This is a genomic window from Elusimicrobiota bacterium (genome assembly GCA_028718185.1).
In the GTDB taxonomy this organism is placed as follows: Bacteria; Elusimicrobiota; UBA8919; order UBA8919; family UBA8919; genus JAQUMH01.
The window spans coordinates 69673-92453 of sequence record JAQUMH010000007.1 but is presented as its reverse complement, the minus strand read 5'-3'; the positions used below and the strand labels follow the sequence as shown (position 1 = coordinate 92453).

The window sequence follows — 22781 nt, the reverse complement described above, 5'->3', positions numbered from 1 at the left end:
ATTTATGAAACCAAAAGTATGTATGTTAATTCCCAGTTTGTTTTCAGTAATTGGCGGAGCAGAAAAGCAATGCTGGCTGCTTTCAAAAGAACTTGTTAAAAAGGAAGTAGAGGTTATTATATTAACACAGAAAGAAAAAAAATCACCGTTTACAGAAATAAGGGACGGAATAAAGATATATTATTTGCCCGGATTATCTCTTCCATTTTTCCCGTCTTTTGGTTTATTTTGTTCTACCTTGATATTTCTTTTTTTAAATTCCGACAAATACGATATAATACATGTACACATGGCTACTTCTTTGTCATTAACAGCAGTTTTTGCAAAATATGGACTAAGAAAAAAAATAATATTAAAAATGGGTGCAAGCGGAAGATACGGAGAAATATCTACTTCTTCAAAAGGATTTTGGCGCCGTTTTAAATTGTATTGTATTAAAAAAGGTTTTGATTATTTTATAGCTATTTCTAAAGATATAACTAAGGAATTAGAAGAAGAGGGATTCTGGTCTAATAAAATAGTTCATATTCCAAATGGTGTAGATACGGAATATTTTTATCCTGTTAAACAAAAAGAAAAGGAATTAATTAAACAAAAAGAAAAATTAGCCGGTAAAAAAATATTCATTTTTTCCGGGCGTTTTACTCCACAAAAAAATCTTCTGTTTCTTTTAAAAACGTGGAAAGAACACAAAGTTCAGGTAAAAGAATCAGTACTTTTTTTAGTAGGAGAGGGTGAAGAAGAAAAGAAGCTCAGGTTATTTATAGAGAATGAAAAAATTAGAGATGTTTTTTTTATAAAATCGACATCTCAAATACGGGATTATTATAGATTTAGCGATATTTTTGTTTTGCCTTCACTCGCAGAAGGTATTTCCAACTCCCTTCTTGAGGCTATGGCATCCGGACTTATTGTAATTGCAAGCAAAATACCCGCAAACGAGGAAATAATCCAGAATGGAACCAATGGAATTCTCGTTAATATTGATAATACGAAAGAATTTAGTTCTTTACTTACAAAGGTGAGCATTCATATTGATTCATATTCAAAAATAGGAATTACTGCACGACAGACAGTAGAAGCTAGATTTTCAATCAGCCAGGTTACCAGCCGATATTACCAACTCTATAAGAAAGTACTTGACAAAAATTAAAAAATACTTTATAATATATTTAGAATGTTTAATACATATTAAACGATATGAATGGTGATATTTTTAATCAGGATTTTATTAGAATTATTGGCGAGTTCGGCGTTAGTTTTGGTTTAAACCGAAGTGTAGGTCAAATATATGGACTTCTTTATATAAATGAAAAGCCATTATCACTTGACACTATAGTCTTAGCATTAAAAATGAGTAAAGGCAGTGTTAGTTTAAACATTCGTGAATTGGAAAACTGGGGTGCAGTCAAAAAAATATGGGTAAGTGGTTCCCGCAAAGATTTTTATGAAGCCAATACGGATTTTATAAACGTTATTTATAAAAGAATAAAGGTTAGATTTGAAAAGATTTTAAACAATTTTAATTCAGCTATCAGAGATTTTGAGAAAAAAAATACATTAAGCGAAACTCAAAAACAAAGATTATATCAGATTAGGGAAATGCAGGACATTTTTCAAAAAATTACAAGAAATATTCCGGAAGAAATTTCGATAAAAGAAATATCAAAATTGGCCCCGATGTTATCTGTTTTGAAGTCAGTGTTACCCAAAAGGGAGAAATTTATTTGAGCACTAACTTAAAAATTGCTAAGGCATCCTTAATACTCGCTGTTATGAGTATTTTGGGAAATTTATTGAGTATGAGCAAGGAAATGCTCGTAGCCAGCCATTTTGGTGTAACTAAAGCAATGGATGCTTTTGGTTCTGCCCTTACAGTGCCTAATTATCTGTTTAATTTTACCTTTTCACCTTTTAATGTTATTTTTATCCCGCTATTTATTAAATATAAGCTTCAGGATGTTGAAGAAGCGAATAGAATTACAAGTATTGCAGTAAATTATATTCTTCTTTTCGTTTTATTTGCAACTGTAGTTATATTTATGTTTTCATCCGGGATCATTAAATATGGTTTTCCTGGATTTGATTATGAGACCAGTGTTTTAGCTACAAAAATATTACGGATAGTCATTGTAACTACTGTTTTTACAGGATTGATAAGTGTATTGACCGGAGTGCTTAATTCATATGGACGTTTTTTGTGGCCCGCATTTTCACAGATGTTCATTACAATAAGTATCATATTATTTATTTTATTTTTTGCAAAACAATGGGGAGTTTATGTGTTTGCATGGGGATTACTTGTTGGCTTAGTTGTTCAATTTGTTTTTCTAATTCCATTTGCTAAGCGACAAGGATATAAGTATTATTTTGATTTTAGATGGAACCATCCGGAAATTAAAAAAATATTAAAACTCCTTGTTATTCTTCTTTTTTTGGCAATTCTTTCCGGAATAAATCCGTTTATTAACAGGACAATGGCGTCATGGTTACCTGCAGGTAGTATTGCGGCACTTAATTATGCAGATAAATTAGTTCAGGTTCCTTCTATCATCCTGTTGGGTTCTATATCTACGGCAGTCTATCCTTTTCTTGCAACCCAGATTAGTGAAAATAAAATTGAAGACATGAAAAATACTTTTGCAACAAGTATAAAAATGATGGGATTTATATTTATTCCGTTAGCTATAATTATGATTATTCTTGCTAAACCCACAATACAAGTTTTATATCAGAGGGGTGCATTTAATTCCCAAGCAACGGATTTAACATCCAAAATATTAATCTGTTATACAATTCAACTTTTTTCGGGTTATGCAATGGTTATGATGCAAAGACTATTTTTTATCTATCAAGATATGTTAACTCTTTTTAAGGTAATTATTGTAAACACAATAGCAAACATTATTTTAAATTTAATTTTTATAAAAGTAATTAATCCACCAGCTGCAGGAATTGCTCTTTCTTCATCAGTAGGATGTCTTGTTACCACTTTTCTTTACTTCTTTTATTTAAAAAAGAGACTGAGTTATCTTCATGGCGTATCTATACTTAAGTCACTAAGTAAAATAACTTTTCTCGCTATATTATCCGGAGTAATAATATTTATAATATTTCAAAAATTAAATGGTTTTATTATTACATCACCAATCACATTTGCACTATTCTCTAGAACCTTTATTATTCAAACTATGAAGATTGTTGCTTCAGCATTAATAGGAGTAGTTGCTTTTATAGTAATGTCCTTATTGTTAAAGATTGAAGAAGCAGATAAAATATGTAATTTAGTGAAAATTAAATTGCAAAATATATTAAAAATAGGTTATAATAAGGTATAATTATGATAATAACGAGAACGCCTCATAGAATATCTTTTTTTGGTGGAGGTACTGATTATCCTTCTTGGTATTTAAAGCATGGTGGGAAAGTCCTCGGTACTGCAATTGATAAATATTGTTATTTGACTGTAAGAGAGTTGCCGCCATTTTTTATACATAAACACAGGATAGTATATTCTATGATAGAGAATGTTAATACTCTTGATGAAATAAATCATCCTTCGGTAAGAGAAATATTAAAATATTTGAACTGCTCATCTGGTTTATCAGTTCACCATGATAGTGATATTCCAGCAAGATCTGGTATGGGGTCTAGTTCTGCCTTTACAGTTGGTTTGTTAAAAGCAATGTATGCTATGGAAAGTAAAATAATATCGAAAAATGATTTGTTTAAAATTGCTATTCATATAGAGCAGGATTTGATAAAAGAGAATGTTGGTTCACAAGACCAGGTTTTTGCATCTTGTGGAGGGTTTAATAAAATTGATTTTTTACAAAATGGTGAAATAATGGTTTGCCCTGTTATTATGTCAAAAGAAAGTTTGTCATTGTTCGAAAGTAAATTTATGATTTTTTTTACGGGTATAGCTAGAAATGCTTCTGATATTGCAAAGGACCAAATAGAAAATGTCCATAAAAATGAGAAAGAACTTTATCAAATGGGAAAATTAGTAGATGATGCTTACAATGTAGTAACATCTGATAAAACAGATTTTTCGGATTTTGGTAGACTTCTTAATGAAACATGGAAATTAAAACGAGGTCTATCAACAAAAATAAGTAACAATTTTATAGATGAAATATATGAAACAGCATTGAAAAATGGGGCTTTAGGTGGAAAGTTATTGGGTGCAGGTGGCGGGGGATTTATGCTATTTTATGTTGAACCTGAAAACCAATCTAAATTAAGAAAAACGTTAAATAAAATGTTAAACATACCTTTTGAATTTGATTTTTCCGGGTCAGAAATAATATTTTATAAGCCATATTCCGAACATATATTGAGGAAAAACAAGTGAAATACGAGTTGCTTTGCTCAACATTTGGTAAAGAAGAAAGAGATGCGATGATAAAAGTTATTAATAGTGATATGTTTACTATGGGTAGACATGTTCGTGAATTTGAGGAACAATTCGTAAAATACTTTAAAATGAAATATGCAATTATGGTTAATTCCGGTTCATCTGCTAACTTGATAGCAACTGCATCTTTGTTTTATAAAAAGGAAAATCCTTTAAAAAGAGGAGATGAGGTAATAGTTCCGAATATTTCATGGAGTACAACTTTTTATCCGCTTTATCAATACGGGCTAAAACTAAAGTTTGTGGATGTTGATTTGCAGACATTGAATATGGATGTTAATGAGCTTAAAAAAGCAATATCTAAAAAAACTAAAATGGTTGTTGCTGTAAGTATATTAGGCAATCCTTGCCGGTTCGATGAGATTAAGAAAATATGTAATGAAAATAACGTTATTTTGTTTGAAGATAATTGCGAGTCAATGGGTGCTAAATTCAATGGTCGTTATACCGGTACATTTGGCCTTGTAAATACTTTTAGCACGTTTTTTTCTCACCATATATCAACTATGGAAGGGGGATTGATTTTAACTGACAATAAAGAATTATATTGTCTCGCAAAATCTTTAAGAACGCACGGATGGACAAGGGGATTGGAACATAATAGCGGGTTATATAAAAAAAAATATGATGATTTTTTTGAGGCATACAGGTTTATTTTACCAGGATATAACGTTCGTCCCGGCGAACTCAACGGAGCAATAGGAAAAGTACAACTCAGAAAATTGGATAAGTTCTTGAAAATCCGAAGAGCAAATGCAAGGTATTTTCAGAAGCTTTTTAAAAACGACAACAGATTTATTATACAGAGCGAGACCGGTGAAAGTTCATGGTTTTGTTTCACAATGATAGTAAATCCAAAAAGCGATATATCGCGGGAAAAAGTGCTTGAAAAATTAAAAAAGGCAAATATAGAACATAGAATTATAACCGGCGGATGCATGTTGAGACATGATGTAGTAAAATATTTCGATTACACTTATACAAAATCAGAAAATGCGGATATTGCACATTACAACGGGTTTTTTGTGGGTAATTATCCTTTTGACATAAAAGACAAAATAGAATATTTATACAAAACCCTTAAAAATATTTAATGGAAAAAATACTATGAAATATAAAATTTTGGTTACTGGCGGAGCGGGTTACATCGGATCTGTTTTAGTTCCAAAACTATTGGCACTGGGCAATAAAGTAACAGTTGTTGATAACTTTATGTACAGTCAGAATTCGCTTGCAGATGTTTGTTTCGATGATAATTTTACAGTTATACGCGGTGATGTCAGGGATGAATCACTAATTAAGTCGGTTTTGAAAGACATAGATATCGTTATACCACTGGCAGCGCTTGTAGGTGCTTCGTTATGCAACAGTGATAAAATTGGTGCCAAGACTATAAATACAGATGCTATAAAAATAATAGTAAACAACACAAGTAAAAACCAAAAAATAATAATTCCTACAACAAACAGTGGATATGGAATAGGACAAAAAGATAAATTTTGTACGGAAGAGACATCCCTGAATCCTATATCGTTCTATGGAATAACAAAAATGGAAGCGGAAAAAATTGTTTTAGAAAGGGGAAATTCAATAAGTTTTCGTCTTGCGACCGTTTTTGGAATGTCGCCAAGAATGCGTCTTGATTTAATGGTAAATGATTTTGTCTATCGTGCTGTTAATGATAGGTTTATTGTTTTGTTTGAGGGGCATTTTAAGAGAAATTTTATATATATAAGGGATGTTGTGCGGGCATTCGTACATGCAATTGAGAATTTCGAGAAAATGAAAAATGAACCGTATAATATCGGGTTATCTGATGCAAATCTTTCTAAATTTGAACTTTGTGCAGTTATAAAAAAATATTTACCGGATTTTGTATATTTAGAAGCACCTGTTGGTGAAGATACTGATAAAAGAGATTATATTGTATCAAATGAAAAAATAGAAAAAACAGGTTTCAAACCTGAATTTACTCTTGATATGGGCATAAAAGAACTAATCAAGGGATATAAGATAATAAAAAACTCGAAATATGGAAACGCTTAAAAAAAGGACAATCAAAAAAGCACTTATTACGGGAATATCAGGTTCCGGCGGAAGTTATCTTGCTGATTATATCGTAGAAAACCATCCGGAAGTTGAGCTGCATGGTATTTCAAGATGGCATAGTACAACCTCAAATAAAAATTTAAATAATTCAATAAATAAAATTATTTTACATGAGTGTGACCTCACGGACTTTAGTTCTACTTTTTTGGTTCTACAAATTGTTAAACCGGATGCTATCTTTCATATTGCTTCATATGCTAATGTTAGAACTTCATTTATTACACCGCTTTCAGTTTTGAATAATAATATCATAGGGACAGCTAATCTTTTTGAAGCAATCAGAGTAGCCAAAATAGATCCGGTAGTTCAATTGTGCAGTACATCCGAAGTATATGGTCAGGTAGATCCTAAAAATATTCCGATTAAAGAAGATTGTCCTTTAAATCCATCAAGTCCGTATGCTGTTTCAAAGGTAACCCAGGATTTATTAGGATATACATATTTTAAAAATTGGAATATGAAAGTTATAAGGACAAGAATGTTCGCATATCTTAATCCAAGAAGAGCTGATCTTTTTGGAACGGCGTTTGCTATGCAGATAGCAAAGATAGAAGCAGGATTACAAAAGGAATTATTACATGGTAATCTTGATTCTATAAGAACTATTATTGATGTCAGGGATGCTATGGAATCATATTGGATTGCTACGACAAAATGTAAATTTGGAGAAGTATATAATATTGGCGGTTCAACGGTAATAAAAGTGGGTGAGTTTTTGGAAATACTCGAAAAACTGGCAAGATGTAAAATAATTTCAAGACCAGACCCAAAATTGTTTCGTCCATCAGACGTAACATTACAGATACCCGATGTATCAAAATTTACTAAACAAACTGGATGGCATCCAAAATATAATTTTAAGGAAAGTGTTAAACATTTGCTTGATTATTGCAGGAAAGAAGTTGAAAAAGAGAAATGTAATCGTGAGTATTAAGCAGACATGAACTATATGAGATCATCTACTTTCGGTATAATCCCTGGTATATCAAAAAAAATAAAAACTGACATTACACTTGAAATGTTTCGTCGGATATGCATAGTTAGATATTTTGAATTAAATGCAATTGAATCGGTAAAAACGGGATTTATTGAAAAATTCATATATCTGTCTTCGGGAGAAGAAACAATACCTGCGGCGATGTCATTAGTTATACCGAAATTCAGCATTTTTTCACAGCATAGATGTCATGCTGCATATTTGTCGTTCGGGGGTGATCCTGTAAAATTGCGTGATGAGTTATTAGGATTATCTACCGGAACAAGCGGTGGAAGGGCTGGTTCAAATTGTATTCAGTGCCATGAAAATAATATTACAATGTTTGGACATCATGGGTTAATTGGTGAAAATGTTCCATTAGGTGTAGGAGCGGCATTGGGAAGCGGTAAACCGGTTGTGTGTTTTTTCGGGGATGGGGCAGCGGAAGAGGATTATGTATTTGCTTCAATGGGATTTGCAGCAACACACAAATTACCAGTATTATTTGTTTGTGAAGATAATAATTTATCAATTCTTACAACTCTCAGTGTGCGTAGGTCTTGGAGTATGACTAATGTGGCAAAAGCGTTTGGAATGCCTGGAATTGATGTTACAGATGACCCTTGGACAATATATAAAAAGACACAAGAATTAAAAAATAATCTTCCGGCTTTTATAAATATTTATACTTGCAGAGCATATTGGCATAATAGTATAGGAACGGATGGTCCTCCTGAATGGGACAGGTTCCATATTGTCAAAAATGAATTAAAAAAAATAGGGCTTTTAAAAAAGGCAGAATATGTTGAAAATACGGTTAAAATGTCAATGGAAAAATTATGGGACAAAAAACTGTTGCAGAAACTATTAAAGAAATAATAAGAAAGCATTTAGTCGACAACAACGGGCTTCTCTTGGGAGAATCAATAAGTGCAGTAGGGTGGGTTAACAATACTGTTCCTGACTGTAAGGGGATAGTGGAACTACCAATGACAGATGTAGCGGGAGCAGGAATAGCAGTTGGAGCCGCACTGGTAGGAAGACGCCCGATTTTTGTCATAAGATTTCAGGATTTTCTTATATTAAACGGAAGTCCTCTGATTTTTTTTGCGGCGAAAACAAAAGAATTGCATGGTAAAAGTGCACCTGTTTTTGTCAGAGCCATCGCAGCAGAAGGATTCGGACCTGTTCATTCAGGTGTTTTGCATAGCATTTTTATGCATTTTCCAGGATTTCGTGTATGGGCACCCATGACACCCAAAGAGTATAAAGAAGTTTGGAAAGATTTTATGAGTCATGATGACCCTGTAATTTGCAGCGAACATCGTGTAAGTTTTTCAAATACTAAAGAGCTAAAAGACGAATTTAATAAAAATGCGGATATAACATTGTATGCAATTTCATCCACTAGATTTGAGGTTAAAAAGGCGGCTGAAATGCTTAAAAAGGTTGATATTAATTGTAATATAGTTCATATATTCCAGTTAAAACCCTTTTATATTACTAAACGTTTAATACAACCATTGAATCAAACAAAACTTGGATTGGTTATAGATTCCGGGCACGAGATAGCAGGGGCATCGCAATCAATTGCATACCAATTGAACCAGTTGACCGGATGTAGAGTTAAGGCACTTGGTTTATATGACCGTACTAAATATCTTTGTGGACCGGATATAAATCCGGCACCTGATGCAAAAAGAATTTATGAAACGGTAGTAGAAATGTTTCATAACAAATAAAACTTCAATTTGGAGGAATTTATGAAAAAAGCAGTAATAATTACAGGACCGAATTTTCAAGATGAAGAATTTATTTATCCTTTTTATCGTCTTCAAGAAGCTGGATTTTATGTTGATGTTGCAGTAAAAAACAAGGAACTCATAAAAGGAAAATACGGGTTACCGGTTAAACCGACTATTGATGTAAAGGACCTTAGAGAATCCGATTATGATTTAGTGGTCTTACCAGGTGGTCACGAAGCGCCTGATAGGGTTAGGCAGATTAAAGAGGTTTTAGATTTTGTAAAATCAATGTATGAAAAAGGAAAGATAGTTTCTACTATTTGTCACGGTCCCTGGATTCTTATTTCGGCAGGCATAGTTAAAGGGAAAAAAATATCCGGGTATATAGGGATAAAAGACGATATAATCAATGCCGGTGCAATATATGTGGATGCTCCTGTAGTAGTTGACGGAAATATAATATCATCACCGCATTATAAATATAACGGCGATTGGATGAGAGAGACTCTTAAAAAATTCAATCTTTAAAAAGAGTTACTTATGAATAAAAATGATAAAGTATATATTGCAGGTCATAACGGACTTGTCGGGTCGTCTATTCTACGGAGGCTGAAAAAAGACGGTTTTACAAATATTATAACAAAAGAACATTCGGATTTAGATCTATGTAATCAATCTCAGGTAGAATCATTTTTTGAAAAGGAAAAACCAAATTATGTTTTCTTGGCTGCAGCAAAAGTGGGTGGTGTTTATGCTAATAATACCTATCGTGCAGATTTTATTTATGAAAATATAATGATTCAAAGCAATGTAATACACCAATCGTTTCTAAATGAAGTAAAAAAGTTACTTTTTTTTTCATCGGCAGATGCGTATCCTAAAAATTATCAACAACCCATAAAAGAAGATAATCTATTAACCGGACTGCTTGAAGATACATGTGAACCTTTCGCTATTGCCAAACTTGCCGGAATTAAAATGTGTGAATCATATAACCGTCAGTATGGAACTGATTTTATTGTTATAGTTCCACCTAATGTCTATGGACCTAACCAGCATTATGATATACTTAATGCTCAGGTTTTGCCGTCTTTAGTGAAAAAATTCCATGAAGCAAAAATATCAAAATTAGAAGAAGTTTTAATTTGGGGTACTGGACTGGCGGAAAGGGATTTTTTGTTTGTAGATGATCTTGTCGATGCATGTATTTTTTTGATTGAAAATTATACAGGTGCAGATTTTTTTAATATAGGCACAGGAAAAGCATGCAACATTCTTGAATTAGCCGAGACAATAAAGAAAGTTGTCGGTTATAAGGGTAAAATAATATTCGACAAAACAAAACCTGAAGGAGTGAATAAAAAACTATTAGATATATCTAAAATAAGGAATTTGGGATGGAAGTCTGCGACTGATTTGGTTGATGGGATTAAAATTACCTATGATTCTTTTTTGAATGAGTTGGAAAAAAAAGAAATAAGGGTTTCAAAAATACATGATATAAAATTATGTGAAAAAGATATCAATGCTTTAAACAAGGTTAAATCATCCAATAGGAATATTTTTATTAAAACTCAACCGAGTACTTACAAAAATAAAGTAGTCATAAAACCTTGGGGATATGAATTTTTGGTTTTCGAAAACGATATGGTAGGTGTTTGGCTTTTACATATTAAAAAAGGAAATTCAACATCCATGCATTGTCACCCTAAGAAAAAAACGTCTTTAATTGTTCTGTCTGGAAATGCAATGAGTAATACGTTTATGTATAGAAATTATTTAAGAGGCGGTGATGCGTTAATTATGGAAAAAGGAGTATTCCATTTTACGAAAGTTTTATCTGATAACGGAATATATTTACTGGAAATAGAAACTCCTCCAAATAAAACTGATCTTGTGCGATTCGAAGATAAATATGGACGAGAAGCACTGGGTTATGAAGGTATAACAGAAATGCAAACATCTGATTTACAAAATTACGATTATTTTGATTTTGAAGAAGTAAATTCTCATAAAGAAAGTGTTTTCACAACTGATAAGTTTATTGTTTCATTTGAGGTTTTCATGAATAACGATGATTTTAGTAAATATTATAAAATAAGTGAGAATGCACTTTATACATCTTGTAAAGGAAAGTTGCTTGATAGAGATAATAGTATTATTTTGGATACCGGGAATACTCAAAAAAGTGACACTTTACACAATGTGAAAGATATACATATTGTAGAAAAAACCGTTTTGTTGAAAACAATAACAAAGGATAAATAGAATATATGAAAGAAAGTAATATCCTTGAAAAAACTGCAATTGTTATGTCAAATATCGATAATGTTGCAGTAAGCAAAAAAGATATAAAAAAAGAAACTATAATAAGATATTTAGGTAAAGAGATAAAAATTTTTAATTTCATACCCAAAGGACATCGGTTTGCATTAGTTGATATTAAAAAAGGAGAATTAGTAAAACAATACGGTTATCCATTTGGAATATCCAATGGAATAAAAAAAGGACAAATAATTAATGGTCATAATATTAGCAATTATGTAACTAATTATGAAACAGGAATATCTAAAATTCTAAGAAATAAAAAGGGTATATATAAAAAAGATACAGATAGTAATCAAATAATCAATAAAACATTTTTAGGATATAGAAGAAGTAATGGGATGGTAGGTACCAGAAATTTTTATCTTGTATTACCTACATCTTTATGTTCTAGTGATGTAGCTTTTAAGATTGCCCACAGTTTAGATGACGATAATTTGTTGAAAAGTAAATATAGAAACATAGACGGCATTGTTGCGGCGGCTCATACAGAAGGTTGTGGTTGCAGTAGCGGCGAAATTATAGATAGATTATTGTTGACATTAAAAAATACGATAATTCATCCAAATGTATGCGGAGTGTTAATTGTTGATTTAGGTTGCGAAAAAACAAATTGTAAAGTTATTTATAAATATTTAGGCAAGTTAACACAATATGGAAAACCGGTAGATTATATATCAATTCAAGATTTGGGTGGCACCGGCAAGGCTTTTAATAAGGGTAGAATTATTGTTTTAAATAGACTAAAGAAAGCAAATTCTATAAAACGCGAGAGGATTTCAATAAAACATCTTATTATAGGAACAAAATGTGGTGCTTCCGACTCGTTTTCCGGTATTACAGCTAACCCGGTAATTGGGTCAACTGTTGATAAAATAATTATGGCAGGCGGTTCGGCTATAATGTCAGAAACTCCCGAGATGATGGGCGCAGAATTGAGTTTAATTAAAAGAATGGTTTCTGATAAAATTATTAAAAAATTTGTAGAAGGGGTGAGGTATTACAAAACATTAGCCAAAAAACTCAATGTTTCGATAGCTGGGAATTTTGTTCCAGGCAATGAAAAAGGGGGATTAATAAATTCAACTTTGAAAAGTTTAGGTGCTATTTTAAAGGGTGGAAACACGCCAATTGTAGATTTTTTAGATTATGCCGAACATATAAGATATAAAGGTTTATCTTTAATGAATGGTCCGGGTAATGATTTAGAATCATTGACTGGAATGGTAGCTTCAGGAGCAAATATGATACTTTTTTCAACTGGTATGGGTGCAACGGAAGGGAATTTAATTGTTCCGGTTATTAAAATACCTTCAAGAACAGAAATTTATAGAAAAGTAAAAGAAGATATGGATTTTAATGCTGGTCGTTTATTAGATGAAAATATTTCATTAGATAAACTTAGTTATGAACTGCTTGATTTGGTTATTAATGTTTCTTCAGGTCAAAAAAGTCGTTCTGAGTTTTGGCAGAAAAGGTCGTTTCAGATATGGACAGCTGGAAAGTTATCTTTGTAAATTGGTTATAAAGAAAGCATTATGAAATCAACATATTTAAATAACAAGTTAGTTTTTTTAGCAGGAGCTACCGGTTCTGTTGGCGCTGCTATTATGCAGTACCTTATTGATAATTATCCTAATACAAGAATTAAGGCATCCTATAGACAAACAATGCCTTTTATTAAACACACGCGAGTTGAATATATAAAAGGTGATTTGAGGTTAAAAGAAGATTGCAGAAGAATGGTAAAAGGATGTGATTGTGCAATTATGGCAGCATCAAATTCAGCGGGTTCTAAACTGATGACTTCTCAGCCATGGGTGTATATAAATGACAATGTAATAATGAACACTCAAATGCTTGAGACGTTTTATTTTGAAAATGTTAAGCGTGTAGTATATATAGGCACAGCAACCATATATCAGGAGTTTGAAGGATATATTAAAGAAAAAGAATTAGATATGAACAAAGATCCACACTCTGCTTATTTTGGTGTAGCCTGGATATCCAGATTTGTAGAAAAACTTTGCCAATTTTGGCATGAAAAAACAGGAATGGAAATTATTAATGTCCGGGCATCTAATATTTTTGGACCTTATGCAAGTTTTGATTTATCAAGATCATATTTTATCCCGGCAATCATTCGAAAAGCAGTTGATAAGATGGACCCTTTTGAAGTCTGGGGTAGTTCTAATGTTACAAGGGATGTTCTTTACTCCGAAGATTTTGCGAGAGCAATTGTTATGATCCTGAACAATGATAAAATAAAATATGATACCTTTAATATCGGTTCAGGAAATAAAACTACTGTCGGTGAAGTTGTTAAATGGTCTCTGAAATATGCCGAACACAAACCTTCTAAAATCAAATATGATCTTAATAAACCGACTACAATTAAATTCAGGGCACTTGATATCTCAAAAGCGAAAAAAAATATTGGATGGGAACCATTATACACTACCGAAAATGGTATTGGAAAAACTGTTAAGTGGTGGCTTGAGAACAAAAAAAAGTGGAAAAAATGAAAAGAAAAGTTCTTATTTGTGGCAGTACTGGTTTTATAGGTAGAAATATTGCTGAAACATTGGCAGACATCGGTGATTATGATGTCTATGGAACATATTTCAAATCAGAACCGCTAAAAAATTCTAAAATAAATATGATTAAAACTGACCTTACCAATAATAATGATGTTAAATCGGTGATAAAAGGAATGGACATTGTTATTCAGGCAGCTGCAACAACATCCGGTGCCAAGGAAATTGTTTCAAAACCATATTATCATGTTACTGATAATGCAATTATGAACGCTCTTATATTTAGGACAGCTTGTGATTATAATATATCTAATGTTGTATTTTTAAGTTGTACGACTATGTATCAATCAAGCGATTTTCCTGTTAAAGAGACTGATTTTAATGCAAATGATGAAATCAACCCAAGTTATTTTGGCGGAGCTTGGACAAAAGTTTATAATGAAAAAATGTGTGAATTTTATTCACGAATTGGTTCTACTAAATATACTGTTCTAAGACATTCCAATATATATGGTCCTTTTGATAAATATGACCTTGAGAAGTCACACGTATTTGGTGCAACAATAACAAAAGTTATGACAGCTAAGGAAGGTGGTAAAATTATAGTTTGGGGAGATGGTAATGAAGAACGGGATTTATTATTTATTTCAGATCTGGTGGATTTTATTAAAATAGCAATTAAGCAGCAGAAAAACAAATATGAGATTTTTAATGTAGGATACGGCAGTGCAATTTCTGTGGGCAATTTGGTTAAAAAAATTATTAAATATTCAGGTAATAATATCAGAATCGAATACGATCTTTCAAAACCCAGCATAAAAACAAAGATTTGTCTTGATATAAGTAAAGTTAAAGATCTGTTCGGATGGTTACCAAAAGTATCCCTGGATGACGGAATAAATAAAACTATTAAATGGTATAGAAATTATTTTAAATTAAATTAAAATATTTTATGGATAAAGATGAAATTATGTCAAAAAATCCGGATGTTTTATGGGAAGTTATTGAGACTAAAGATATTCTTGTTGTTGAAAATAGACTTTCTATTTCAGTCCAACGCATAAAATTACCTGATGGAAGAATAATAGATGATTATTATCAGATATATCTGCCTGAGTGTGTTGTAGTAGTATCTCGAAATGAAGAAGGCAGGACAGTTATGTTAGAACAATATCAACATGGTTTTGGTAGAGTTAGCGTTGTTTTGCCTGCAGGAGTAATAGAAAAAGGGGAATCTCCTTTACATGCAGCTCAGCGAGAGTTATTAGAAGAAACTGGATATTCTTCAGAAGAATGGTATTCATTTGGAACTTTTCCTTTACATAATAACTATGGTTGTGGAAAAGTTAATTTCTTTTTTGCTGCAAATGTTAGACAAATAGCAAAACCGACTTCAAAAGATCTTGAAGAAACAAAAATTATTTTGATGGATGAACAAGAAACCATTAATGCAATAAAAAAAGGAGACATTATTGCTATAGGCAGTATTACTGCATTATTACTTTCAAAAATAATTTTGAACAAAGCATAATATTAAACAATTTATTCTCCTTCACAATACCCCGTAGCTTGCTACGGGGATAAAGAAAAGGAGAACCCCCACGTCTAGTTTTGTCGCAGACAAAACTGTGCGGGGTAATACCTTGATACCCTGCGGCAAGCCGCAGGGAGATTCATTAGATAAAAAAATACTATGTTAAATGTTGGATTTATTTTGCCAAGCAGTGAGTATTTATATGATCCTTTTAAGGGTGATCCTCATACCCATTTTCAGATATTAACTGTTTTGGAATCTCATTTTGGCAATAAACTTAATTTATTTCTAATTGATTTGAGAGGAATAAAAAAGGAATTTGCAATTTATCACATACCGGAGTGTGATGCATATCTTCATTCTGTTTATACGCTTGATTATGAAGAACAGTTGTCAATAGTCCATAATTTGCGTGAGCGATATCCTAAAGCAAAACATATTGCAGGTGGACCTCATGCTACTATGTTTCAAAAGGAATGTTTAAAAACTTATGATTCTCTTATTATCGGAGATGGTGAAAATTCTATAATTCAGGCAATAACAGACATAATGAATTTAAAGCTAAATAAAATCTATAAACAGACATCATCTGTAAATATAAACCTTTACCCATACCCGCTTAGAAAATATCTGCCAAAATCAACAATAGCCAGAAAAGGACTGATGACCTTAAAAAATAAAAAAGGATACGAGAATTTGTTAGGCACGACTGTGATATTTAGTAGGGGTTGTCCATATAATTGTTATTTTTGTGCTATGCCGCAAGTAAAAGAATATAGTCCGGGGATACGTTATAGAACGCCTCAACTTATCAAATCTGAGATTGAGTATTTGAAACGCGATTATGGTTTGAAAGGTATTAGTTTACTCGATGAAATTGGTATACCACCAAATCCTAAAAAAGCGATTTCGTATTTGGAAGCAATTGGTAAAACTGGAATTATATGGCGCGGTCAGTGTAGAGTAGATGGAATTACTCCCGAGCTAGCCAAGTTGGCAAGAGTATCAGGATGTGTAACAATGTGTTTTGGTGTTGAAAGTGTGTCTAAAAAAGCATTAAATTATATAAATAAAAAAATAGATATTAAGCGAGCAAAAGAATCTATAAAACTTTTAAAACAAAATGACATTGAATGCAGAATTTATATGATTATTGGGTTACCAGGGGAACCTGAAGATATAGTTGAGCAAACATGGGCATTTATTAAAGATACTTCTCCCGACATAGTTTATTTATCACTATTAACTATAAGACCGGGAACAGAAATATATAACAACCCGGATAAATTTGGAATTAAAAAGATAAATACTGATTGGACAAAAACTATGCATATGTATGGCAGATATGAAAATGAGATGCCTACTCTTACTTTCGAATATAAAGAACATGCACCGTGGGGTAAGGGTTTCAATAAAGAAAAAATAATTAATAACTATTTGGAATTACAAACAAAACTCAAAGAAGCGGGATTAGCCCATATTTAAAATTTATGAGAATACTTTTAGTTAATCCACCTACACCATTACCATATTATAATAGTAGAGAATATTATATTCCTTCTAGTCTGTTATATTTAGCTGCTGTATTACAGAATAACGGTGAAGAAATAAAAATATTAGATATGAAAACTTTTAAGTTTGAGGAGCTGGAAAATCCTAAAAAGTTTTACACGTTTTACGAGAATTTATTAATTAATACAATTTCAGATTTTAATCCTGAACTGATTGGATTCGGATGTTTGTTTTCCGGTCATTTTCCTGATATATTAAAATTTTCAATATTAATTAAAGAAAAATATAAACATATTCCTGTAGTAATAGGTGGGATTCATCCTACCATTTATCCATTTGAAATATTAAGTAATTGTCCATCTATTGATTGGCTTGTTTTAGGTGAAGCAGAGCAGTCAATATTGCAACTTGTTAATACTTTGAAAGATAAAAGTTATGAATTTGAAAAGATAGATGGTTTTGCTTTCCGAAAAAACGGAAAAGTAATTGTTAACCCTAAAACACATTTCATTAAAAATCTTGATACAATTCCTTTTCCGGCATACGATATAATAGATTTAAAAGACTATTATGTTGATACTTCGAATTGGCATAATCCTAAGAAACTTTCTATTAATACTTCAATTCCAATTATATCTAGTAGGAGTTGTCCTAATCATTGTAATTTTTGTTCTATGTTTATGGTTATGGGACCGAGATGGAGAGCGAGATCACCTAAAAATGTAGTAGATGAAATAGAATATTTGTATAATAAATATGACCATAGACATTTTTCGTTTATGGATGACAACTTTACTCTTAAAAAATCACATGTAATTGAAATATGCAATCAAATTATCAAAAGAAAATTGAATATTCAATTTGAAACGCCAAATGGGATTGCTACAGGTACTATGGATGAGGAAATATTAGATATTATGGTTTCAGCAGGTTTGGTGAGGATTTCATTAGCAATAGAAAGTGGTTCTGATTTTATCCGAAATAAAGTAATGAAGAAACATCTTAATAAAGAAAAAATTTATGAAGTTGTAAATCTTACAAAAAAGTATAAGCAATTATATGTAAGAGCATTTTTTATTATTGGAATGCCGGAAGAAACAGAAGAGACATTAATGGATACCTATAATATGATTAGAGAAATAGACGTTGACAGAATATACCTCCAAAATATTATACCATATCCTGGCACAGAATTATTTAATCAAGCATTAAAAGACAATCTATTTGTTGGTATTGATCCTAATGATTTCTATAAGTCAGATGCTCTTTATATGATAAATTATAGACAGTTTTTTATTAAACCATATAAATTGGAAATAAAATACTTGCAAGAATTTAGAATTAAATGTGATAATTTAATTGCTGAACAAAAAGCAAAGAAAGCGATATCTGTTAATATGTAAATATCTTTAGATAGAAAAATATGAATATAGTTAAGAAAATAGATGTAAATGTGATAACAAGATTAGTTAAAAAATATAGTGATTTATATGCTATGTATATAGAGTATCCGCATAAAAGTTTTTGGTCTGATAATTTTAAAGATGAAGAATATAGAAATGCATTGAAAAATTTAAATATATTAAAAAAAGATATTCCTCTCTTGTTGTATGTACATATTCCGTTTTGCCAAAAACAATGTTTTTATTGTACTTGTCATACCTTTGTTACAAATGATTATGGATGTGTGAAAAATTATTTGAATTATCTTTATCGTGAAATAGATTTACTTCATAATATATTTGATAAATATTCAATTACTCCTAATTTTAGAGAAATCCACTTGGGTGGAGGATCTCCTACTATGTTGCATGAAGAAGAATTTAATCAACTCTTAAAAAAACTCAAAACAATAGCTAACATAAAAAAATTAAGTGAATTCGCTATTGAAATAGATCCTCGCGCTGTTACAATAGATATGTTAAGATATTATCACTCAAAAGGTATTAATAGAATATCTTTTGGAATACAAGATTTTGATCTTAATGTTCAAAGATCTATTAACAGAATACAACCTCAAAAATTAGTTGAAGATTTGCTGACTTCTGAAATTAGAGAATATTTTCATGGAATCAATTTTGACATTATGTGGGGATTACCACGACAAACCAAGGAATCCTTCAAAAAAACAATTAATAGTGTTATAGGACTATCTCCCGATCGTGTTTCACTTTTAAAACTTCATTATGCACCTGATATTAAAAGACATCAAAGATTGATGAATAAATCTGATTTTCCCGGCGAAAGGGAAAAAATAAGTATTTTTCATGAAACTATACAAACTCTTGAAAATAATGGTTATATGCGTATAGGTTTAGAACATTTTACAAAACCTACAGATGATTTAGCAAAAGCACTCAAAGACAAAACATTACATTGGAATTCCTTGGGTTATACAGTAGGAAGATATTCTGATATAATTGGACTTGGTTCTGGCAGTGCAAGCACTATTACATCTGAATATTATTTCCAAAATGTTTATCCGTTAGCAGATTATGAAACTGATATTACGAAAGGCAAATTTCCTATTTATCGTGGTTATAAACTAAATAATGACGATATTATTAGACGTGACGTCATACATAATTTACGAACATATTTTTCTGTTGATTTTGATGAAATAGAGAAAAGATATGATATTGATTATCAGGAATATTTTAATAAAGAAATAACTATGTTAGATGAATTTATCAAAGATGGTTTATTAAATATTTCAGAAAAGATGATTGTTCTTACAGAGCTTGGAAAACATTTCACAGCTCAAGTCTGTCGTGTTTTTGATAAATATGCAAAAAGAAAATGAAAGATAAAGTTAAGGTTGGTTTAGTCCAGATTAATAACAGTTTTTCAAACCAAAATTATTTTCCATACACAGTTGGTATTCTTCAAGCATATGCTGAAAAATATCTTACCAGAAAAACTAATTATGAATTTTTAATTCCTATTTATAAAAGAATTCCAATTAAATTAGCTTTACAGCAACTTTCCGATGCGGATATTGTATTTTTTAGTGTATATACTTGGAACATCAAAATATCATTAGAAATAGCAAAAATGGTAAAGAAAAACAAACCTGGAACGATTATTGTTTTTGGTGGACCAGAAATACCTATAAATAATACTGAATATTTTCTAAAGAAAAACACAATAATTGATATTGCATGTATAGGTGAAGGTGAAAAATCTTTTTTATCAATATTGCGTAATTACGAAAAACGAAATTGGGAAGAAGTACCATCAATAGCATACATTGACGATAAAGGAAAATATATAAAAAAGTTAACATGTGAGAGGATTTCAGATCTTAATGAAATACCTTCACCATATACTAATGACATATTTAAACCTTTAATGGACGCGAATCCTAAAGAGAATTGGGTTGGTTTGTGGGAAACAAATCGTGGTTGTCCATTTTCTTGTACTTATTGCGTGTGGGGATCTGTTATTCAGAATAAAATATGTACATATTCTTTTGAACGTCTTAGTAGTGAAATCGACTGGTTCAGTCGTAATAAAATAGAATTTATATTTTGTTGTGATGCAAATTATGGGATTTTTCCGAAAGATATTGAAATAGTAAAATATTTAGCAAAAAATAAAAAGAAATATGGGTACCCTATCGTATTTTCAGTTCAAAATACTAAAAATTCAACAATGAGAATATATAATATTTATAAAATAATGTCAGATGCCGGATTAAGTAAGGGTGTTTCACTTGCATTTCAGTCAGTTAATTCTGAAACACTCAAAAGTATAAAACGAACGAATATATCAATAGAAACATTTTATAAACTTCAAAAATTGTTTAATAAAGAACACATTGAAACCTTCACTGATGTTATTTTAGGGCTTCCTTGTGAAACATATAAAACTTTTACAGAAGGTGTTTCTTCTATAATTGAAAATGGACAACATAATAGAATTCAATTCAATAATTTATCTATACTTACAAATTCTGAAATGGACAATAAGAATTATCAGAAAAAGTATAGTTTAAAGATAATAGAAACAAAACTTATAAATATTCACGGTAGTATATCAGATACGGATGAAGTTCAGGAAACACAACGTTTAGTAATTGGAACAAAATCTATGCCAAAAGATGAATGGATTAGAGCAAGAATATTTGGATGGATGGTATCTTTATTGTACTTTAATAAACTTCTGCAAGTTCCTTTTATCGTTTTAAATAGAATTTATTCGCTAAAATATGAGGAGTTAATTGAAATCTTTATGACTCACAATAAAAGCTTACCGATAATAGACAATATATACTCATTTTTTTATAGTAAAGCTAAAGATATTCAATGTGGAGGGACTGAGTTTTGTAAATCAAAAGAGTGGCTGAATATTTGGTGGCCTGCAGATGAATTTATGCTGATTAAATTATGCACAGAAAATAAATTTCAGGAATTTTACAAAGAAGCAGAGCAATTAATCAGCAAATATTTAGTGCAAAGGAAAAAAAACAGCGATAAAAGCATTCTACACGAAACAATTACTTTTAATAAAAATTTATTGAAAATGCCATTTCAAGATAAAAATATTAAAATGAGTCTATCTTATAACATTTGGGATATTTATAATGCTAAGCTAGTCGGGAAAGATATTTCACTTAAAAAAGGTAAGTACTATTATGAAATAGATTGTTCAACAAAAAAATGGTTATCTTGGGAAGACTGGTGTAGGGAAGTTGTTTGGTGGGGATATAAGAGAGGAGCATATCTTTACGATTGTAAACATATAAAGCAATGAAACTAAAAAATAAAGTTGCAATAATTACAGGTGGTTCAGGCGGGATTGGAAAAGTAATTGTAAGAGCATTTCTTAAAGAAGGTGCGAAAGTTGTTATAGCAGAAATAAATGATTTAGAATTAAAAAAAACATTAGGTATATTAAAATATTACAAGAAAAATACGCTAATTGGTGTTCATGCTGATATATCAAATAGTGAACAGGTGAAATATTTAGTTGATAAAACTATATCAATCTACGGAACAATTGATATATTGGTGAATGTAGCAGGTGTTCAGCAACCTATTGGAACACTGGTAAAAGTAGACGAGAAAGATTGGATAGAAAACATTAAAATTAACATAATTGGAACTATGCTATGTTCTAAATACGTATTACCAGTAATGATTTCAAAAAGGAGCGGCAAAATTATTAATTTTTCAGGTGGAGGTGCAACTTTTCCGAGACCTAATTTTTCCGCATATGCTTCGTCAAAAGCTGCTATTGTAAGATTTACAGAAACAATTGCGGAAGAATCAAAAGAATATGGGATTGATATAAACACCATTTCACCTGGTTCCGTTTATACAAATATGTTAAAAGAAATTATTAGGGAAGGTAATAAAGTGAGTAAAAATGATTATGAAGAAGCTATTAGAATAAAAAAAGAAGGCGGAAATTCTCCTGAATTATCTGCAAAATTATCAGTATTTTTAGCTTCTAATGAATCAAACGGTATTACCGGAAAATTAATAAGTGCAGTATGGGATAATTGGAGAAATTTTGATAAAAATAATTCAAAAATAATGAATTCTTCATTATTTACTTTAAGACGGGTAGATGGTATAAATATTATTGAGTCAAAAAAAATCAAAAAAAAATAACGAAA

19 protein-coding genes and 1 pseudogene are annotated in these 22781 nt (G+C 30.9%); all 20 read left to right on the top strand.

Annotated features, from left to right (window positions below; translation table 11 throughout):
* The first annotated feature begins 4 nt into the window (after positions 1 to 4).
* The 20 genes and pseudogenes from PHE88_09395 to PHE88_09300 all read left to right on the top strand — a co-directional run bounded on the left by PHE88_09395 (position 5) and on the right by PHE88_09300 (position 22776).
* The gene (locus PHE88_09395; protein MDD5688029.1) at positions 5 to 1153 is read left to right on the top strand and encodes a glycosyltransferase family 4 protein; all 1149 of its coding nucleotides are present in this window, start codon (positions 5 to 7) and stop codon (positions 1151 to 1153) included.
* A 47-nt stretch (positions 1154 to 1200) separates the two neighbouring features.
* Complete coding sequence (locus tag PHE88_09390) at positions 1201 to 1731, top strand: hypothetical protein (protein MDD5688028.1); 531 nt, start codon at positions 1201 to 1203, stop codon at positions 1729 to 1731.
* A complete protein-coding gene (gene murJ / locus PHE88_09385; GenBank protein ID MDD5688027.1) occupies positions 1728 to 3338 on the top strand; it encodes a murein biosynthesis integral membrane protein MurJ in 1611 nt (536 codons plus the stop codon). Before PHE88_09390 ends, murJ begins: the two co-directional genes overlap by 4 nt.
* 2 nt (positions 3339 to 3340) lie before the next feature.
* Positions 3341 to 4357, top strand: coding sequence for a kinase (locus tag PHE88_09380; GenBank protein ID MDD5688026.1), 1017 nt, complete (start codon positions 3341 to 3343; stop codon positions 4355 to 4357).
* Complete coding sequence (locus PHE88_09375) at positions 4354 to 5514, top strand: DegT/DnrJ/EryC1/StrS family aminotransferase (protein ID MDD5688025.1); 1161 nt, start codon at positions 4354 to 4356, stop codon at positions 5512 to 5514. Before PHE88_09380 ends, PHE88_09375 begins: the two co-directional genes overlap by 4 nt.
* Before the next feature lie 13 nt (positions 5515 to 5527).
* Positions 5528 to 6466: an NAD-dependent epimerase/dehydratase gene (locus PHE88_09370; GenBank protein ID MDD5688024.1), complete on the top strand. Its 939-nt coding sequence runs from the start codon at positions 5528 to 5530 to the stop codon at positions 6464 to 6466.
* Positions 6453 to 7463 (top strand): GDP-mannose 4,6-dehydratase, encoded by a 1011-nt coding sequence (locus PHE88_09365; GenBank protein MDD5688023.1) that lies wholly within the window; start codon positions 6453 to 6455, stop codon positions 7461 to 7463. The genes PHE88_09370 and PHE88_09365 overlap by 14 nt, the downstream gene beginning before the upstream one ends.
* A gap of 15 nt (positions 7464 to 7478) precedes the next feature.
* A complete protein-coding gene (locus PHE88_09360; GenBank protein MDD5688022.1) occupies positions 7479 to 8384 on the top strand; it encodes a thiamine pyrophosphate-dependent enzyme in 906 nt (301 codons plus the stop codon).
* Positions 8345 to 9247 (top strand): transketolase C-terminal domain-containing protein, encoded by a 903-nt coding sequence (locus PHE88_09355; GenBank protein MDD5688021.1) that lies wholly within the window; start codon positions 8345 to 8347, stop codon positions 9245 to 9247. The genes PHE88_09360 and PHE88_09355 overlap by 40 nt, the downstream gene beginning before the upstream one ends.
* A gap of 21 nt (positions 9248 to 9268) precedes the next feature.
* A complete protein-coding gene (locus PHE88_09350) occupies positions 9269 to 9778 on the top strand; it encodes a type 1 glutamine amidotransferase (protein ID MDD5688020.1) in 510 nt (169 codons plus the stop codon).
* 12 nt (positions 9779 to 9790) lie between these two features.
* Positions 9791 to 10711 (top strand): annotated as a pseudogene (locus PHE88_09345) (GDP-L-fucose synthase).
* Between the two features lie 812 nt (positions 10712 to 11523).
* On the top strand, positions 11524 to 13092 hold the full coding sequence (locus tag PHE88_09340; GenBank protein ID MDD5688019.1) for a UxaA family hydrolase: 1569 nt from the start codon (positions 11524 to 11526) through the stop codon (positions 13090 to 13092).
* A 21-nt stretch (positions 13093 to 13113) separates the two neighbouring features.
* Positions 13114 to 14100, top strand: a complete 987-nt coding sequence (locus PHE88_09335; protein MDD5688018.1) for an NAD(P)-dependent oxidoreductase — start codon at positions 13114 to 13116, stop codon at positions 14098 to 14100.
* Entirely contained in the window at positions 14097 to 15056 is a 960-nt protein-coding gene (locus tag PHE88_09330) for an NAD-dependent epimerase/dehydratase family protein (protein ID MDD5688017.1), read from the top strand. The genes PHE88_09335 and PHE88_09330 overlap by 4 nt, the downstream gene beginning before the upstream one ends.
* 8 nt (positions 15057 to 15064) lie before the next feature.
* Positions 15065 to 15643, top strand: a complete 579-nt coding sequence (locus PHE88_09325) for an NUDIX hydrolase (GenBank protein MDD5688016.1) — start codon at positions 15065 to 15067, stop codon at positions 15641 to 15643.
* 162 nt (positions 15644 to 15805) lie between these two features.
* The gene (locus PHE88_09320) at positions 15806 to 17131 is read left to right on the top strand and encodes a radical SAM protein (protein MDD5688015.1); all 1326 of its coding nucleotides are present in this window, start codon (positions 15806 to 15808) and stop codon (positions 17129 to 17131) included.
* A 5-nt stretch (positions 17132 to 17136) separates the two neighbouring features.
* On the top strand, positions 17137 to 18561 hold the full coding sequence (locus tag PHE88_09315; GenBank protein MDD5688014.1) for a radical SAM protein: 1425 nt from the start codon (positions 17137 to 17139) through the stop codon (positions 18559 to 18561).
* A 20-nt stretch (positions 18562 to 18581) separates the two neighbouring features.
* Positions 18582 to 19961, top strand: coding sequence for an oxygen-independent coproporphyrinogen III oxidase (gene hemN, locus PHE88_09310; protein MDD5688013.1), 1380 nt, complete (start codon positions 18582 to 18584; stop codon positions 19959 to 19961).
* Positions 19958 to 21913, top strand: coding sequence for a cobalamin-dependent protein (locus PHE88_09305; GenBank protein ID MDD5688012.1), 1956 nt, complete (start codon positions 19958 to 19960; stop codon positions 21911 to 21913). The genes hemN and PHE88_09305 overlap by 4 nt, the downstream gene beginning before the upstream one ends.
* A complete protein-coding gene (locus PHE88_09300; GenBank protein ID MDD5688011.1) occupies positions 21910 to 22776 on the top strand; it encodes an SDR family NAD(P)-dependent oxidoreductase in 867 nt (288 codons plus the stop codon). Before PHE88_09305 ends, PHE88_09300 begins: the two co-directional genes overlap by 4 nt.
* Positions 22777 to 22781 lie beyond the last annotated feature (5 nt).

Bases quoted from the DNA above. Each gene is read 5' to 3' on its own strand.
- PHE88_09360 (MDD5688022.1), top strand. From the start codon at position 7,479: ATGAGATCATCTACTTTCGGTATAATCCCTGGTATATCAAAAAAAATA.
- PHE88_09305 (MDD5688012.1), top strand. From the start codon at position 19,958: ATGAAAGATAAAGTTAAGGTTGGTTTAGTCCAGATTAATAACAGTTTT.
- hemN (MDD5688013.1), top strand. From the start codon at position 18,582: ATGAATATAGTTAAGAAAATAGATGTAAATGTGATAACAAGATTAGTT.
- PHE88_09330 (MDD5688017.1), top strand. From the start codon at position 14,097: ATGAAAAGAAAAGTTCTTATTTGTGGCAGTACTGGTTTTATAGGTAGA.
- PHE88_09365 (MDD5688023.1), top strand. From the start codon at position 6,453: ATGGAAACGCTTAAAAAAAGGACAATCAAAAAAGCACTTATTACGGGA.
- PHE88_09300 (MDD5688011.1), top strand. From the start codon at position 21,910: ATGAAACTAAAAAATAAAGTTGCAATAATTACAGGTGGTTCAGGCGGG.
- PHE88_09315 (MDD5688014.1), top strand. From the start codon at position 17,137: ATGAGAATACTTTTAGTTAATCCACCTACACCATTACCATATTATAAT.
- PHE88_09350 (MDD5688020.1), top strand. From the start codon at position 9,269: ATGAAAAAAGCAGTAATAATTACAGGACCGAATTTTCAAGATGAAGAA.
- PHE88_09380 (MDD5688026.1), top strand. From the start codon at position 3,341: ATGATAATAACGAGAACGCCTCATAGAATATCTTTTTTTGGTGGAGGT.
- PHE88_09370 (MDD5688024.1), top strand. From the start codon at position 5,528: ATGAAATATAAAATTTTGGTTACTGGCGGAGCGGGTTACATCGGATCT.
- PHE88_09390 (MDD5688028.1), top strand. From the start codon at position 1,201: ATGAATGGTGATATTTTTAATCAGGATTTTATTAGAATTATTGGCGAG.
- PHE88_09355 (MDD5688021.1), top strand. From the start codon at position 8,345: ATGGGACAAAAAACTGTTGCAGAAACTATTAAAGAAATAATAAGAAAG.
- PHE88_09320 (MDD5688015.1), top strand. From the start codon at position 15,806: ATGTTAAATGTTGGATTTATTTTGCCAAGCAGTGAGTATTTATATGAT.
- PHE88_09340 (MDD5688019.1), top strand. From the start codon at position 11,524: ATGAAAGAAAGTAATATCCTTGAAAAAACTGCAATTGTTATGTCAAAT.
- PHE88_09395 (MDD5688029.1), top strand. From the start codon at position 5: ATGAAACCAAAAGTATGTATGTTAATTCCCAGTTTGTTTTCAGTAATT.
- PHE88_09325 (MDD5688016.1), top strand. From the start codon at position 15,065: ATGGATAAAGATGAAATTATGTCAAAAAATCCGGATGTTTTATGGGAA.
- PHE88_09335 (MDD5688018.1), top strand. From the start codon at position 13,114: ATGAAATCAACATATTTAAATAACAAGTTAGTTTTTTTAGCAGGAGCT.